Source organism: Kitasatospora sp. NPDC054795, assembly GCF_053611565.1.
Genome location: NZ_JBSHAP010000085.1, coordinates 1 through 15,659, shown reverse-complemented (window position 1 = coordinate 15,659; position 15,659 = coordinate 1). Strand labels below are relative to the sequence as shown.

Genomic DNA, 15,659 nt, shown 5'->3' with positions numbered 1-15,659 from the left:
GGGTTCTGGTGCCCCTCCCCCCCCTCGGCCCCCCCCCTGCGGGGGGGCCCCCCCGACCGCCCCGGGCCCGCGCCCCCCCCCGCCGGGACCCGACGGTGGCGGCCGACCGGTGGGCGGCTCGCCGAGGGGACCGGACCGGTGGCCGCCCGCCGTCAGACCGTGGCCGGGGTGTACTTGTAGCCGACCCGGCGGACCGTCACGATGGTGTCCCGGTAGGCCGGTCCGAGCTTGCGGCGCAGCCGGGCGACGTGCACGTCGACCGTCCGCCCGTCCCCGACGTGGCCGTAGCCCCAGACCGCGGAGACCAGGTGGTCCCGGGTGTGCACCCGCTGCGGGTGCTCGGTGAGGTGGGCCAGCAGCTCGAACTCCAGGTAGGTGAGGTCGAGCAGCCGCCCGTCGACGTAGGCGTTGCGCCGCTCGCTGTCGACGGCGATACCGCGCTCGGCCGGGCGGACGTGACGGCCCCCCGCGACGGCGTGGGCGGCGGGCCCGCCGGTCACCGTCGGCGCGCCGAGAGCCGCGTGAGCCCCGGGGGCCGGGTGACCCCCGGAGAGCGCGGCGGCGCCGGAGAAGGTGGCGGCGCCGGCCGGAACGCCGGGCAGCCCGACGGTCCCGGCCACCGGGCTCTCGGCCGGCACCAGCACCAGGTAGCCGACCATCGGGCCGCCGTTCACGGCGCCGAACTGCGCGAGCACTCCCTGCGGCAGCACACCCTGCGGCAGGGTGGCGACGACGGCCGCCCCCTCCGGCAGCGCGGCGAGCAGCGCCTGGGGCACCCGCGGGACCGTCGCACCGGGCTGCGCGGCGGCGACGGGAGCCGGGACGACGGCCGGGCGGGCCGGGCCGGCGTGGATCGGGCCGGCGTGGGGCGGGCGGGCCTGGGGCGTGCGGGCCTGGGGCGTGCGGGTCGCCGCACCCGGCCATCGTTCGGCCCCCGGCGACGGGGGGACGGACGGTCCGGCGACCCCGGACGTGCCGGGACCGGCCGCGGGGACGGCGGTGACCGGCGGGACGGAGCGGACCGCGCGCAGGTGCGGGGTCGCGGTGGGCAGGGGCAGGGTGGCCGTGGAAGAAGAAGACATGGTGTGCCGCTCATTTCGCGCGTGACGGACGGGGTGGGTCGTCTGCGCGTCGACCGGGCGTACTGCCTGGGCTGGACCGAACCGGATCAGCGGGCGGAGGGCCGGGACGCGCTGGGCGAGCCGGGACACGTCTGATCGAACAGGTGCGGCTGCCGGGACGGCCAGAACGGCTCGAGGTCGGGGCGACCCCCTCGGCTGTCCACGGCGCGGCTCCCGCACCCGTTCCACCGTCCGGTCCGTCCGTCCGCGCGCATCGCGGGGGCCGACCCGGTCGTTCGGGTACGGTCGACGACGCCGGGGGCGGTACTGGGGCAGACGATGTTCACTGGTGGTCTCTCCGCTGGGCGGGTCCGGATGATCGGCCGCGGGCACGCCGGTGGGGCGGTCCGCTACGGCCTGGTCGACGGGTGTCGGCGGTGCGTCGGGCGGTGGGCCGGGTGGGCCGTCAGCGCCGGGGACGCACCGGGAAGGTCAGGCCGGTCAGCGACAACACGCGCTGCAGGTCAGCGCGTGGTCGATGTAGCGGCGGACGGTGAGCGCCGGATCGGCGGCACCGGGCACGGCAGTGCCGGACACGAGGGCATCGGGCATCGGGGAGCCGGGCACGGCGGTGATGATGCGTCGTCGGCCGACGGTCATCCGGCTGCCCTCCCCCTTCGTTCTCCACACGGTGGCGCGCCGTCTCCGGCGCCCGCCGACGATGCCTCGCCGGTTCGTCGAAGGCCGTCCGCCGGTCGCAACGCCCGTGCGAACGGGGTGTTTCCGGCACTCCCGACGGCATGGCCGGGCGGCCCTCGTCCACAGAGCCTTCCACGGCCGGGCCGGTCTAGGCAACCTTCCGCACAGTGATCGTCCGGGATGCGGACGGTCGGGTGAGACGGCGGGCGGAACGGGCAGGTCGGCGCGCCCACCTGCCAAGTCCTCGCACCACCACCGCCGCCCGCCCGATGCACCACCGCCGCGCGGCCAACGTCGGGCCGGAGCCGAATCGCCCTCAGGCGCCGACCGGGGCGCGGCGATACGTGAGGGCGGCGGCGTGCTCGACCAGCGCGACGAGCAGGTCCTTGCCGTCCTGCCGCAGCCGCGCGTCGCAGAGCAGCACCGGGATGCCCGGGTCGAGGTCGAGCGCCTCGCGGACCTCGTCCGGCGAGAACCGCTCGGTGCCCTCGAAGCAGTTCACCGCGACCAGGAACGGAATGCCGCGCTGCTCGAAGAAGTCGACCGAGGGGAAGCAGTCGGCCAGCCGCCGGGTGTCCGCGAGCACCAGGGCGCCGAGCGCGCCGCGGGCCAGTTCGTCCCAGACGAACCAGAACCGGTCCTGCCCGGGCGTGCCGAACAGGTAGAGCGCGAGGCCCGGCCGCAGGTCGATCCGGCCGAAGTCCATCGCGACGGTGGTGGTGCGCTTCGCCTCCACCCCCGAGGTGTCGTCCACCGGACGGCCCAGTTCGCTGAGCTCCTCCTCGGTGCGCAGCGGCCGGATCTCGCTGACCGAGCCGACCAGGGTGGTCTTGCCCGCGCCGAAGCCGCCCGCGACCAGGATCTTCACCGCGACGGACGGGCCGCCGCGCCAGCGAGGGTCGTTGGCGTTCGCCGGGTGGGCCGCGGTGCCGACCCGGTCGGGCACGGTGCCGACCGGTCGGGGGTGGGGGTCAGAGCGCACGGAGTCCATTGATCACGTCTCGGAGCAGGCGCTCGTCCGGCAGCTCGGCGAGCGGAACGGGTCGGGTGACGCTGATCAGCTCGGCGTCGTAGAGGTCGCCGAGGAGGACCCGCACCACACTGACCGGCAGGTCGGTGTAGGAGCCGAGCTCGGCGACGGAGAGCGGCTCGCGGCGGCACAGGGTGAGCAGCGTCTGGTGCTCCGGGTCGAGGACGTGCGCGGGCACGGCCCCCGCGACCGGCCCGGGCTCGACGGCGGTGACCAGCGAGATCAGGTCGAACAGCCCCTCCTCGACCGGCCGGGTCCGGCCGCGGGTCATCGAGTAGAGCCGCACCACCGGGCCGGCCTCGTCGTCGAACCAGCGGTCGTCGACCGGGGTGCGCGGCCGGAAGAGGTCGACCTCGGGCCCGTCCGGGTCCGCCTGCCCGCCCTCCGCCGCCCCCGGACGATCCGGGCCGTCCGGGCCGTCCGGGCCGTCGACACCGGACGGGCCGTCGATACCGGACTGGCCATCGGCGCCGGCCGAACCCCCGGCACCGGCCGAACCGCCGACGCCGGACGGCCCTGCCGTGCCCACCGGCACCTGGGGGCCGTCCGACGTCTCCGGGCCGTCCGGCACATCCGCCTTCGGATCCGCCATCGGACCGCTCATCTCACCGGCGGGGCGGTTTCGGTGCGCGGCTCGGCGGCCATGTGCTCGCCGACCCGCTTGACCAGCAGCGCCATCTCGTACGCGATCTGGCCGATGTCCGCCTCGGCCTCGCTCAGCACGGCCAGACAGCTGCCGTCGCCGGCGGCCGTGATGAAGAGGAAGGCCTCGTCCAGCTCCACCATGGTCTGCCGGACGCCACCGACCTTGAAGTGCCCGCCGGCGCCCTTCGCCAGGCTGTGGAACCCGGCGGCGACGGCTGCCAGGTGCTCGGCGTCCTCGCGGTCGAGATCGCGGGAGGCACCGGTGGCCAGGCCGTCGTTGGAGAGGATCACCGCGTGCCGCAGGGCCGCGACGCGCCCCACCAGGTCGTCCAGGAGCCAGTTGAGGTCCCCTGACGACTGCATCGACGTGGTCATGAATCAGTTCCTTCCGCTGGAGCGGGTGGTGCGTGTGGAGCGGGTACAACGGGTGGTTCGGGTACGGCGGGTGGCGCGGGCGCGCCGGTGTCCGGGTTCCGGCGGACCGGCTGCCCGGGCGGCACCCGACGGGCGAGCGGTGCCCGGCCGGCGTCCTGCGGCGCGGGCAGCGCCGCCGGGGCGGGTGCCGGGGCGATCGCCCGCCGGGACCGGTCCGGCGGCTGCCAGGCCGGTACGGCGGTGGATCGCCCGTTCCCCCGTACGGCACGATCGTCGGGCGTGCCGGGACGATCCGTCAACGGAGCACCGGGGCGGTCCGCCGGCGCACCGGCGCGGCCGGGGGACGCGCCCGCACGGTCGGCCGGAACGGTGGCGCCGCGACCACGGGTGAAGCCGCGCTGGAACGAGGCGAAGGTGGCCCGGGCCTCCTCGGGCGAGCGGTCCCGGACTTCCCGGGTCTCCCCGCCGTCGCGGGGGCCCCGACCGTCCCGGGTGTCCGCGGTCGACGCTTCCCCGGCCGCGCCGTCGGCTCCGGCCCCGTTGCGGAACCGTTCCTTCAGCTGCTCCGTGAGCTGATCCCTGAGCTGCGGTGCCAGGTTCGCCTGCCGGACCCGCCGGGGCAGGCCGCCGAGCGTGCGGGGTGCGGCGTCCACGGGCGCAGCCGCAGCCGCAGCCGGGTCGGCGGCCGGCTCGGCCCCGGCCGCTCCGGCGACCCCGACCACACCGGCCACACCGGCAGCCGCGACGGCCGCCTCGGCCGCCGCCACCGCGAGGTCCTCCCGCCGGTGCCGCCCCGTCCCCGGCGCGTCCTCGGTGTCCGCCACCGGCGCGGGGACCAGCACCGGTCCGCCGTTGCCCCGCGAGGCCCGGCGCGGCAGCCCGCCCGCCGTACGGCCCGCCTCCGGCACGGACGGCCTCGGGCCGCCCGTCGTCCCGCGGTGCTTGCCCGCCTCGTCACCGCCGGCGACGGCGCCCGTACGGCCTCCGTCCCCCGTTCCGGCCGAGGAACCTGCACCCGAACCAACACCTGCACCCGAACCAACACCCGCACCCGCACCCGCGAAGCCGACCGACCCGGACGCCACCGAGGACGCACCCCCCGACCCGGGCACGGCGACCAGGTCCCGCTGCCCGCGCCGGCCGCCCGCCGCGGGCCGCTGCCCGGCCGGGCCCGGCTCCGGCTTCCCGTCGGGCGCCTCCGCGAGCAGTTCGCGCGGGATCAGCACGACCGCCGTCGTCCCGCCGTACGGGGACGGCCGCAGGTGCACCCGGATGCCGTGCCGCCGGGCCAGCCGACTGACCACGAACAGGCCCAGCCGGTCGGTGTCGGCAAGGTCGAACTCCTGCTCCACGGCGAGGCGTTCGTTGATCTCGGCGAGCATCTGCTCGCTCAGCCCGAGGCCGCGGTCGTCGATCTCCAGCGCGAAGCCGTGCGCGACCACCTCGCCCTGGACGGTGACCTGGGTGCTCGGCGGGGAGAACACCGCGGCGTTCTCGACGAGCTCGGCGACCAGGTGAGTGACGTCCGCGACGGCGCTGCCGAGCAGGCCGGTGCCGGGGAACGGCCGGACGATCACCCGGGCGTAGTCCTCGACCTCGCCGACGGCCGCCCGGACCACGTCCACCATCCGGACCGGCTTGCGCCAGGCCCGCCCGGGCGAACCACCGGCCAGGATGATCAGGCCCTCGGCATGGCGGCGCATGCGGGTGGTGAGGTGGTCGACCTTGAAGAGGTCCTCCAACTCGGCCGGGTCCTCGGTGCGGCGCTCCATGGTGTCGAGCAGGGTGAGCTGTCGGTGCAGCAGCACCTGGCTGCGCCGGGCGAGGTTGACGAACACCGCCGAGACCCCGCGCCGCAGTTCGGCCTGTTCGACGGCGGCTTCGACGGCGGCCCGCTGCACCGCGTTGAAGGCCTGGCCGACCTGGCCGATCTCGGCGTTCCCGAAGTGCAGCTCGGGGGCCTCGGTGGCCACGTCCACCGGCTCGCCGCGGCGCAGCCGCAGCATGACGGACGGCAGCCGGGTGCCGGCCAGCTCGTCGGCCGCGTTGCGCAGGCCGATCAGCTCGCGGGCCAGGCCCCGGCCGATCCGGAACGAGATCATGATGGACAGCACCACGGCGACCAGACCGACCGCACCGGCGATGCCGCCGCGCCAGAGCATTCCGATCGCCGCGGACCGCGCGCGCTCGTCCAGCCCGGCGGAGATCCGGCTGTTGATCGAGGCGAGGTCGCCGAGCGCCCGGTCGGCGGTCTCCCGCCAGGAGTCGGTGTTGAGCGCCTGGACCACGCGGTCGGGACCGCCGGCGCCGACGAAGTCCGCTTCGGCTCGGGCCAGTGCGCCCCAGGCCTCCCCGCCGCGCAGCGCGGCGTAGTCGGACTGGTCGGCGGGCTCGAGCTCGGCGACGTAGACGGTGAACAGCGCCTGCTGGTTGTGCAGGGCGTCCAGCGCGACCTGGTACTGCTCGGCGGTGGGCCTGGCGGCGCCGGTGCGCAGGCCCTCCATCGCCGCGTCCTCCTGCGACAGGTACTCCCGGGCGCGCACCAGCTCGATCAGGATGGTGCCCTGGCGGGGGAGTTGGCCACTCTGCCGGGCGACGTAGGCGGACCGGAAGCCGAACACCGGCTTGACCAGGTCGCTGTACTGGCCCAGGGCGAACTCCCAGTTCAGCGCGGAACGGCCGACCTGGGCGCGCAGCGGTCCGAGCTGGTCGGCGGCGGCGATGATCTGGACGAAGCGACCGCGCTGCGGGGCGGAGAGCTTGCCGCCGGAGCCGTCCTTCTTCTGCCGCAGCACGTCCAGGCTGCGGTCGGTGGCGGCCTTGGACCGTTCGTAGGCCTCCCTGGCGGTCGGCGACCGCGGGTCGGCCAGCCGCTGGACGGCGGCGCGGCGCTCGTTCTGCAGGTCGCCGGTGTACTGGTCGACCGGGCCCGCGAACTCCTTGTACGTACGGCTGATCCCGAGCTGGTTCCAGACGTCCCCGGTGGTGGCGATCGTCGCGTACGCCCACAGGGCCGTGAGCGCGACGATGGGCACCAGGAGCAGCGCGATGATCTTCGCGCGGATCGAGCTGCTGCGCAGACGCATGGAGTCCTCGGTCGGAAAGTGCCGGGCGCGGACGGGGAGCGGAGGGGGGAACATGGCGGGTCTTGGGAACGCTGGAGGGGTCGGCGGAGGGGCTCCCGGCCACAGGTCTGCGAGACTCTACTACGCCCTGACCACTCGTTCGAGGGGTGAACCGGTCCACCGACCGGTCTCGTCCCGCACACGTCAGAAACCGGTCACCCGTCCTCCGCTACGCATCCGGAACATCCGTCGATGCCCGGAATGCGGGGCCGGTACGGAGCCCGCGGCCTCCGCGATTCCTCCCCGGCGCCTCCCCCTCGCCTCCCCCGGGCCTCCCCGGGCGCGACACCACCGGAGGGGAGCCGTGCCGATCTCGTCGTGTCACCGCCACAACCCTGGGCAGTGACAGGGCGATCCGATAGTTTCGGCGCACCCCGTACCACCCGTACGACCGGCACCGAACTGGGGAGGACCGTGCGCGAGTTCACCACCCCCGCCCCGGCCGCGCCCGAGGCCACCGGAGGACTCGCCGACTCCCTCTACGACACCGCCGAGCGCACCCCCGACCTGGTCCAGCTGTCCTGGCGGGCCGGGGACGGGCAGTGGCAGGACGTCACCGCCCGCGAGTTCCGGAACCAGGTGCTCGCCCTGGCCAAGGGCCTGCTCACCCACGGCGTGCGCTACGGCGACCGGGTCGCCCTGATGTCCCGCACCCGCTACGAATGGACGCTGTTCGACTACGCACTCTGGTCGATCGGCGCCATCACCGTCCCGGTCTACCCCACCGCCTCCCCCGAGCAGGTGCGCTGGATCCTCGCCGAGACCCAGGCCGTGGCCTGCCTGGTCGAGGACGAGGACGCCGCGATGACGGTCGGCGCGGTCTGCGACGCGCTGCCCGACCTCACCGGCATCTGGCAGCTCGACCGCGACTGCGTCGCCGCGATCACCGAGGACGGCCTCGGCGTGCCCGACTCCCTGGTGCACCGCCAGCGCCTCGGCGTCGCCACCGGGAACATCGCCACGGTCGTCTACACCTCCGGCACCACCGGCCGCCCCAAGGGCTGCCTGCTCACCCACGCCAACCTGGCCGCCGAGGCCGACGCCCTGCTCGCCGGCTGGGGGGACGTCCTGCGCGACACCGGCGGCGGCCGCCCCGCCACGCTGCTGTTCCTGCCGCTCGCGCACGTCTACGGGCGGGCCGTGCAGATCGCGGCGATCCGCGGTGGCTTCCGGATCGGGCACGTCCCCGAGGTCTCCACCGACGCGCTGCTGCCCGCACTGGAGACCTTCCGCCCGACCTTCCTGCACGCCGTCCCGTACGTCTTCGAGAAGATCTTCCAGCAGGCCCGGCAGGCCGCGGAGGACGCCGGCCGCGGCGAACTCTTCGAACAGGCCCGACAGGTGGCCGTCGACTGGGCCGCCGCCCGGGAGCAGAAGGCCTTCGGCCGCGGCCCCGGCCCGGGCGCGGCCCTGCGGCTGCGCCACCTCGCGTACGAGCGGACCGTCTACCCGAGGCTGCGGGCGGTGCTCGGCGGCCGGGTGCGCAGCGTGATGAGCGGCGGCTCGACGCTCCGGCGCGAGCTGGGCCTGTTCTTCACCGGCGCCGGCCTCCAGCTGTACGAGGGCTACGGGCTGACCGAGACCACCGCCGCGATCACCGCCAACCCGGCCGGACGGCAGAAGCTCGGCACGGTCGGCCGACCGGTGCCGGGCGCCTCGGTGGCGATCGCCGACGACGGCGAGGTGTGGGTGCGCGGTGGCTCGGTCTTCGGCGGCTACCTCAACCACCCGCAGTGCACCGCCGAGTCCCTGGTCGACGGCTGGTTCGCGACCGGCGACCTGGGCCGGCTGGACGAGGACGGCTACCTCAGCATCACCGGCCGCAAGAAGGACCTGATCGTCACCAGCAGCGGCAAGAACCTGGCCCCGGCGGCCCTGGAGGAGCGGGTCGAGGCGCACCCGCTGGTCTCCCAGTGCCTGGTGGTGGGCGACGACCGCCCGTACGTCGCCGCACTGATCACGCTCGACCCTGCGGCACTTGCGCATTGGCTGAAGACCCACGGGCGGGAGCAGTCGGACCCGTGGACGGTGCTCGCGGACGAGGAACTGCACGTGGAGGTCCAGCGTGCGGTGGCGGCCGCGAACACGGCCGTCTCGCGGGCCGAGTCGATCCGCGCCTTCCGGCTGCTGCCCCGGGAGTTCAGCGAGGAGCAGGGGCTGCTGACCCCCTCGCTCAAGCTGCGGCGGACGGCTATCGCCGAGTACTACGCGACGGACATCGAGGAGCTGTACCTGTCCTGAACCGGGCCCGTCCGCCACGTCCCTGACGTGACGTCCTGTCCTTTGCTCTCCGGGCATGGTGACCGAGAGTCGGCCGACCGGGACCGCCGGGTTCACCCACCGTTCCCTTGACGGCCCCATTGGTCTAGTCCATTGTTGCGACGATCCGGGGTTCCGCATCCCGGAGTTCCACGTTCAGAATTCCTCGCTCAGAGTTCCACCTTCAGAGTTCCACCTTCAGAGTTCCACGGTCCGATTCCGCTCACGCTCTCCCCACGGGCGTGCCCCCACTTGCTGGAGTCCTCACGTGTCGATGTCCACGTGCCCGTCCTCGCGCCGGTCCCCGCGCCTGCCCATGCGCCTGCCCATGCGCCTGTCCGTGCGCCTGTCCGTGCTGGCTGCCTCCGTCGCGCTGCTCACCGGTCTCACCGGTCTCACTGCACCCGCGGCCTCCGCCGCCGCTCCCCCGGCCGGCGGCCCGGGCACCCAGGCCGCGCCGACCGTCAACCTCGCCACCAACCCCGGCTTCGAGCTGCCCTCCCCCGACCTCGCCGACTGGGGCAGTGTCCCCGGCTGGAGCTGCACCGGCGGACCGGCCGAAGCGTCCGTCAGCACCACCGCCCCGCACGCCGGCACCTCCGCGCTCACCGTCACCCCGGCGAACGCCGACTCCACCGGCGAGTGCGCGCAGACCGTCGCGGTCCGGCCCAACACCACCTACACGGCCTCCGCGTGGGTCCGCGGCAACTTCGTCCACCTGGGCGCCACCGGCACCGGCAAGGACGTCGCCCCCGCCTGGACGGAGACCACCGGCGGCGGCTGGCAGCGACTGAGCACCCGGTTCACCACCGGCCCGAACGCGCGCAGCATCCGGCTGTACGTGCACGGCTGGTATCAGCAGGGCCCGTTCTCCGTGGACGACGTCCGGGTGGACGGCCCCGCACCCGCCCCGGCCGTGGCCGCCGGCTCCGTCCCCACCAACGACAGGGTCGTCTTCTTCACCGTGGACGACGGCTGGCAGCGCACCCCCGAGGCGGAACGGTTCATCGCCGACCACCGGCTGCCGATCACCGCCTTCCCGCTGCCGATGCCCGCCACCGCCGACCCGGCCTTCTTCCGGCGGGTCACCGCCGTACCCGGCTCCTCGATCCAGGACCACAGCGTCTCCCACACCGACCTCAGCACGCTCCCCCTGGAGCGGCAGCAGGTCGAGATCTGCGACGCACGCGACTCCATGACCCGCCTCTTCGGCACCGCGCCGACGTTCTTCCGCCCGCCGTACTTCACCTGGAACGCCGACACCCTGCAGGCCGCCGCGAACTGCGGCATCCGCACCGTGCTCACCGCCGACGCGGACTTCAGCTGGGGTGCCGCCAACATCTGGCACCCGGGCCCGCTGCAGCCGGGCGACGTCGTGCTGATGCACTGGACCGACACCCTCGCCACCGACCTCCAGCGCGCCCTCGCCGCCGCCGACGCCGCCGGGCTCAAGCCGGCCGGCCTGGTCGACTACCTGCACTGACGGGAACCGTCCGGAGCCGACGTGCTCCGGATCCGACGTGCACCGGACCACGCGCTCCGGGACCACGTGCTGCGGACCCGACGCGCCGCCGCCTCCGAGGGGAGCGGCGGCGCGTCGCCGCTCGCGCCGGGGTGGGGCTCCCACCTGGCTCGGCCCGGTGGCGGCCCAGCCACCGAAGACACCCCCGCCCCAACCGATCAGGCGCGCCTCGAAGTCGGCGGCGGAGGTGACGCCCTGGGCCGGTGATCCTGCTCGTTGACAGCGTGTCCGCGGCCTGGCTCTAATGGGAGCGTGCAGCGCGGCGCCGGCCAAAGAGCAGTGGGTCGGCCGGCAGCCGAGCCGGCACCTTTCCGAAGGGACGATGCGCGATGAGCACTCTCTCCGCTTCCCTGATCTGACGCCGGGCGGTCACCGCGGTGCCCGCGTGCGCGAACCGCGTCCCGCGACGGATGTCGCCGGACGGGCCGGCAGTCGTAGCACCGGACCGGGATCCGACCATCGGCGCCGATCTCCGGTAACGGCACAGGCACAGGCACAGGGCAACGACACAGGCACCGGCACCGCTCGTGGCCGCAACTCCCCTTTCCTCTCCGGAGATCCATCACACACCCATGCCCATGTCCTTCAATCTGAACGTCATCGAGGAGTTCCGCGCCAACGGCGGGCGGGTCGGCGGCCCGTTCGAGGGCGGCGACCTCTTGCTGCTGACCACCACCGGAGCCCGCTCAGGGCAGCCGCACACCGTGCCGCTCGGGTACGTCCGGGCGGAGGGGCTGCTCCTGGTCGTCGCCTCGGCCGCCGGGGCGCCGGAGCACCCCCAGTGGTACCGCAACCTCCTCGCCCACCCGGTGGTCCGGGTCGAGCTCGGCACCGAGGCCTTCGACACCGTCGCCGTACCCGCCGAGGGCGACCGCCGGGAACGGCTGTTCGCCGCCGTGGTCCGGAAGGCTCCGGGCTACGGGGACTACCAGGCCCACACCGACCGGGAGTTGCCGGTCGTCGTCCTGGAACGGCTCGAACCGTCCGCCGGCGGTCCGGCCCCGGTGGTAGTGCGCAGCCTCGCCGACAAGCTGCTGGAGGCGCACACCTGGCTGCGCGCGCAGCTGCGCCACGTACGGGAGGAGGCGCACGCCCATGTCCCGGGCCGCCCGGCCGCGCTCGGGCTGCAGCTGCGCCAGCACTGCCTGGCTTTCTGCGACGGGCTGACGCACCACCACACCGGGGAGGACTCCGCGATCTTTCCCGCCCTCGCGCGCAGCCATCCGGGGCTGGACGAGGTCCTGGCGCGGCTCGACGAGCAGCACCGGGCCATCGGGCGGATCAAGGAGGAGCTGGTGAGCCTGCTGGCCGGGATCGCGATCACCGAACCGGAGCGGCTCCGGACGGAGCTGGACCGGATGTCCGCCGAGCTGGAGGCACATCTGGACTTCGAGGAGGCGGAACTGCTGCCGGTCCTCGCCGGCATTCCGTTCCCGCCGACCGGGCCCGCACCGGGGCCGTCCACACCAAACCCGTCCACACCAAACCCGTCCGCACCGAACCCGTCCGCACCGAACCCGTCCGCACCGGGCGGGTCGACGAAGGGCGGGCCGGCACCGGACCGGTCGTCACCGGGCGGCGGCTGAAACGGCGTTGCCGCCGCCCCCTTCCCGAGCTGCGGGAGGGGGGCGGCGGCACCGGCTCGTCCTTGGACGGGGCGGTCCGTTGCGGCAGTGCTTACAGCCCCGAGAACACCGGGAGGTAGCCGCCGGACTGGCCGGCCGCCTTCGGGTGGTAGCTCTCGTCGACCGGCAGGGTGGTGCTGTTCAGCCAGGTGGTCAGCGAGCCGCAGATCTCGTGCTCGTTGAAGATGCTGCGGACGTCACCGAAGGCGAAGCCGGCGTTGGCGGCCCGCTTGGCGAGGACGCCGTCCAGGGTGTCGGCGGCACCGTTGATGGCGGCGCGCTTGGTGTCACCGATGCCGAAGATGCAGCTGCCGCCGACCTTGTAGATGTGCGGGTAGCCCATCACCACGACGTGGGCGTTCGGGGACTTGGACTTGATCGCCGAGTACACCTTGTCCAGCTGGCCGGGCAGGGTGGTGGTGGCGTAGCTCTTGGCCGTGTTGACGGCGTTGACGCAGTCGGCGTCCGAGCCGAGGACACAGGTCTGCATGGTGTCGGCGAAGCCCGCGTCGTTGCCGCCGACCGAGATGCTGACCAGCGTGGTGCTGGCGTCCAGGGCGGAGATCTGGCTGTTCAGGATGTCGCCGGTCTTGGCGCCCGAACAGGCGACGAACTTGAAGGAGGACGGTGCGTGCGCGTTCTTCCAGAGGTACGCGTACGCGTTGGTGCTGCGCTTGCAGCTGCCGCTGTCGCTCAGGTAGCTGCCGGCGCCGACACCGGACGAGTACGAGTCGCCGAGGGCCACGTAGTTGACGCCGGCGGCGTTCGCGGACGTCGCGGCGAAGAGCGTCGTCATGGTGAGGCCCGCCGCTATGGCGGCGATGGACAGGGCGCGGGCAGGACGAATCATCACAGCTCCAGTGGGGTGGCGTGGTGAGGGTCACAGAAGTGATACCAGGCGGTAGCCAAACCCGGAAGCGGTCATGCCAAGGATATTGACGGGACGTCCGATAGCTCCGAGATGAACTGCCGCTGACGGTCCGTGATTTCACGCAGGTCAGCAGGGGTGCGCGGTGACGCGCGTAGCGCAGCGCGCGTAGACCGGCAACTTGCAGAAATTTCGTGCAAGACAAGCGCGGAGTTGCCGCCCGGCCATCGCCGGGTCGGATTCGAATCGGGTGTCAGCCGACCCAGGGGGGGCTGGTGACACCCGCGAAGGCGGGTGAAGGGTGGGCCAGAAGGGCATCGGCGGCACCACGAGAATTCACCGCTGCGGCCGATCGGACGCAAGTGGCCGATGTTGACGTCCCACATGGCGGTGCGTCAGGGCATCGTGTCGCCCCGGGCCGGCGCGCCCGGCAGGGACGTCGCTCGGGAGTACGGCGACGCGCGAGGTCAGCCCCGCGCGCCGGGGCGGCCACCACCGGGCTGCACGGCGCCCGTGTACCCGGCACCCGGATACACGGTGCCCGGGGAGACCGTGCAACCCTCGACCGGCAACTCCTCGATCGCCTCGTTCGCGGCCGCGGGCACGCCGAGCCAGCGGGCGGCAGTGGCGACCGCCGCCCGGGCCTGACGCAACCCGGGCGCGCCCCAGCCGAGCAGCTCGACGGCGAGGCCCGGCGCGACCAGCAGCCGCCGGTAGTGCCGGCCCGAGGCGGGGTCTGCCGCGCTCGGGCCGACCGACCGCAGCACCGCCGCCATCCGGACCCGCGCGCACTCGTGCCCGCCGTTCGCCGAACCCACCCGGTCGTAGAGGTAGCCGAGGTAGTACGGCCGGCCGATCCGGGCCTGCGCCTCCTCGGCCGCCTCCCGGGCCAGGGCGGCCGCCGGGTCCCCACCGTCCTCCGGCTCCAGCGAGCCGCCGGGCAGCGAGCAGATCCCGTCCCGGGGGTTCACCAGCGTCAGCACCCGCCCGTCGGGCACGAACAGCCACCCCCAGGACTGCTTGACCGGCAGCCCCTCCGGCACCGGCTCGCCCGGCCGCCACGGCCAGCCCGCCGTGGGGCGCCGCCGCACCTTCCCGAGCAGCTCCGCGACCTCCGCGCTGTACTCGATCGGGCTCATGCTCTCGCCCCGCGGCGCTCGACGGGGACGCTCGCCCCCGCACACCCCCCGGCGCCGAGCTCGCTCCGCTCGCTCATCCGTCCCCCTCTCGCAGTCGGGCTTCGCCGGACCGGCGGTGCGCGGGGAGGACCTGCAGGGCGCGGTACGGGGCGGAGCGGCCGGAGCGGCGGCGTGGGGCACCGCGCGCTCCTGCTGTTGATCTTCTCCGAATCTTCCCCGAACACGCGGTCGATGAACAGTCCCCAGCGCCGCATGGTGGATGCGGAGACGACGGACATGGTGGACGCGGAGGCGGTGAACGCCCTGATCACCTCAGCGGCCCACCCCCTTCCCCGGGGTCGCGGAAGCCGGGCAGCGGGAACCCGGGCCGAGGGTCCACCCCGGGCGGGAAGGGCAGCCCGCGCACGGCGTCGTCCGCCAACTCGTCGAACACCTCGTGCGCGGTCATCAGCCGCAGCCGTCCGCCGGTCAGCGCCCAGCCGCGCACCGGCGGCCGGGACCGGGCCTCCCCGGCCGGGGAGGCGGGTGGACGGCCGTCCGGGCCGGACCGGTCGTCGCTCCGGCCGTCGGCCCCTACGCCCACCGACGGATCGCCGTGCAGCAGCAATGCCCCCTCCCCGCCCAGGGCGACGCCCGCCGCGAGCGTGACGCAGAACGCCTCGGCGTCCCGCCCGGCGGGGTACAGCAGCCCCTCCTCCACGCAGACGTCCACCGCCGAGGTGAGCTCCTCGCCGTCCTCCGGGCCGTGGCAGCGCAGCGTCAGCAGATGGCACCCCTCCCCCGCACCCTCGGCCAGCGCGAGGTAGACCGACGTCACGTACCGCATCACGGCGGCCATCCGGAGCTGCCCGGCCGGGTCGTCGCCGACGGCGCCCAGCAGAGCCGCACAGGCCACGGACATCCGCACCCGTGCGCGGTGGTCGTCCAGCAGCACCGGGACCAGCTCGGCCAGCCGCTCCCCCGCGTAGACGAACGGCTCCCCGGCCAGCTCCGGATCGCCCGCGTAGGCGACCCGGGCGGCGGGCGCCCGGGGGTCGAGGCCGAGCGCCGCGCAGTAGTCCTCGAAGTCGCCCGCCTCCAGGACCCGCAGGTGCACCTCCAGCCCCTGCCGGTGCAGGGCCGTCAGGTGCTCCTCCGCCCGCCGCAGGTAGGCCTGGTGACCGAGCCCGCCGAACAGACCGTACTGCGCGAGCCCGGCGAAGTCCCCGGCGTCGACGGCCAGGGCCAGCGCCACCGGCTGGGGCGGCGGCGCGCCCCGGACCCGGCCGCCGCTCCCCCGGCCGGCGGCCCGCGCACCGTCCCCTCCCGCCC

At 74.5% G+C, this 15,659-nt stretch carries 13 protein-coding genes; 4 read left to right on the top strand and 9 right to left on the bottom strand.

The genetic code is table 11. The features are described from left to right. Positions 1 to 152: 152 nt before the first annotated feature. The gene (locus tag ACWGJO_RS27200) at positions 153 to 854 is read right to left on the bottom strand and encodes a winged helix-turn-helix domain-containing protein (RefSeq protein WP_452187697.1); all 702 of its coding nucleotides are present in this window, start codon (positions 852 to 854) and stop codon (positions 153 to 155) included. Between the two features lie 231 nt (positions 855 to 1,085). On the opposite strand from ACWGJO_RS27200, the gene ACWGJO_RS27195 reads away from it, so the two are divergent. After that, positions 1,086 to 1,217: a hypothetical protein gene (locus ACWGJO_RS27195; protein WP_452187655.1), complete on the top strand. Its 132-nt coding sequence runs from the start codon at positions 1,086 to 1,088 to the stop codon at positions 1,215 to 1,217. A gap of 345 nt (positions 1,218 to 1,562) precedes the next feature. Here the strand turns inward: ACWGJO_RS27195 and ACWGJO_RS27190 are convergent, their stop codons facing one another. The 5 genes from ACWGJO_RS27190 to ACWGJO_RS27170 form a co-directional block, all read right to left on the bottom strand. Further along, the gene (locus ACWGJO_RS27190) at positions 1,563 to 1,721 is read right to left on the bottom strand and encodes a hypothetical protein (RefSeq protein WP_359898564.1); all 159 of its coding nucleotides are present in this window, start codon (positions 1,719 to 1,721) and stop codon (positions 1,563 to 1,565) included. 355 nt (positions 1,722 to 2,076) lie between these two features. Continuing rightward, entirely contained in the window at positions 2,077 to 2,628 is a 552-nt protein-coding gene (locus ACWGJO_RS27185; protein ID WP_387685349.1) for a GTP-binding protein, read from the bottom strand. A gap of 103 nt (positions 2,629 to 2,731) precedes the next feature. After that, complete coding sequence (locus ACWGJO_RS27180; protein ID WP_452187653.1) at positions 2,732 to 3,382, bottom strand: DUF742 domain-containing protein; 651 nt, start codon at positions 3,380 to 3,382, stop codon at positions 2,732 to 2,734. Between the two features lie 8 nt (positions 3,383 to 3,390). After that, positions 3,391 to 3,810, bottom strand: coding sequence for a roadblock/LC7 domain-containing protein (locus tag ACWGJO_RS27175; RefSeq protein WP_049652175.1), 420 nt, complete (start codon positions 3,808 to 3,810; stop codon positions 3,391 to 3,393). Then, a complete protein-coding gene (locus tag ACWGJO_RS27170) occupies positions 3,807 to 6,896 on the bottom strand; it encodes a sensor histidine kinase (protein ID WP_452187651.1) in 3,090 nt (1,029 codons plus the stop codon). Before ACWGJO_RS27170 ends, ACWGJO_RS27175 begins: the two co-directional genes overlap by 4 nt. A 453-nt stretch (positions 6,897 to 7,349) precedes the next feature. On the opposite strand from ACWGJO_RS27170, the gene ACWGJO_RS27165 reads away from it, so the two are divergent. The 3 genes from ACWGJO_RS27165 to ACWGJO_RS27155 all read left to right on the top strand — a co-directional run bounded on the left by ACWGJO_RS27165 (position 7,350) and on the right by ACWGJO_RS27155 (position 12,302). Then, entirely contained in the window at positions 7,350 to 9,176 is a 1,827-nt protein-coding gene (locus ACWGJO_RS27165) for an AMP-dependent synthetase/ligase (protein ID WP_452187649.1), read from the top strand. A 346-nt stretch (positions 9,177 to 9,522) separates the two neighbouring features. Further along, entirely contained in the window at positions 9,523 to 10,677 is a 1,155-nt protein-coding gene (locus ACWGJO_RS27160) for a polysaccharide deacetylase family protein (RefSeq protein ID WP_452187647.1), read from the top strand. Between the two features lie 611 nt (positions 10,678 to 11,288). Then, positions 11,289 to 12,302 carry a nitroreductase/quinone reductase family protein gene (locus ACWGJO_RS27155; RefSeq protein ID WP_452187645.1) on the top strand — a complete coding sequence of 338 codons (1,014 nt, stop codon included), beginning with the start codon at positions 11,289 to 11,291 and terminating at the stop codon, positions 12,300 to 12,302. Between the two features lie 91 nt (positions 12,303 to 12,393). Here ACWGJO_RS27155 and ACWGJO_RS27150 read toward each other — a convergent pair whose 3' ends face one another. The 3 genes from ACWGJO_RS27150 to ACWGJO_RS27140 form a co-directional block, all read right to left on the bottom strand. Then, complete coding sequence (locus tag ACWGJO_RS27150; RefSeq protein ID WP_387685002.1) at positions 12,394 to 13,191, bottom strand: SGNH/GDSL hydrolase family protein; 798 nt, start codon at positions 13,189 to 13,191, stop codon at positions 12,394 to 12,396. Positions 13,192 to 13,676: 485 nt separating this feature from the next. Continuing rightward, positions 13,677 to 14,348: an NUDIX domain-containing protein gene (locus ACWGJO_RS27145; RefSeq protein ID WP_452187643.1), complete on the bottom strand. Its 672-nt coding sequence runs from the start codon at positions 14,346 to 14,348 to the stop codon at positions 13,677 to 13,679. Between the two features lie 307 nt (positions 14,349 to 14,655). Further along, a partial coding sequence (locus tag ACWGJO_RS27140; protein WP_452187642.1) for a hypothetical protein occupies positions 14,656 to 15,659 on the bottom strand: 1,004 nt, incomplete at its 5' end.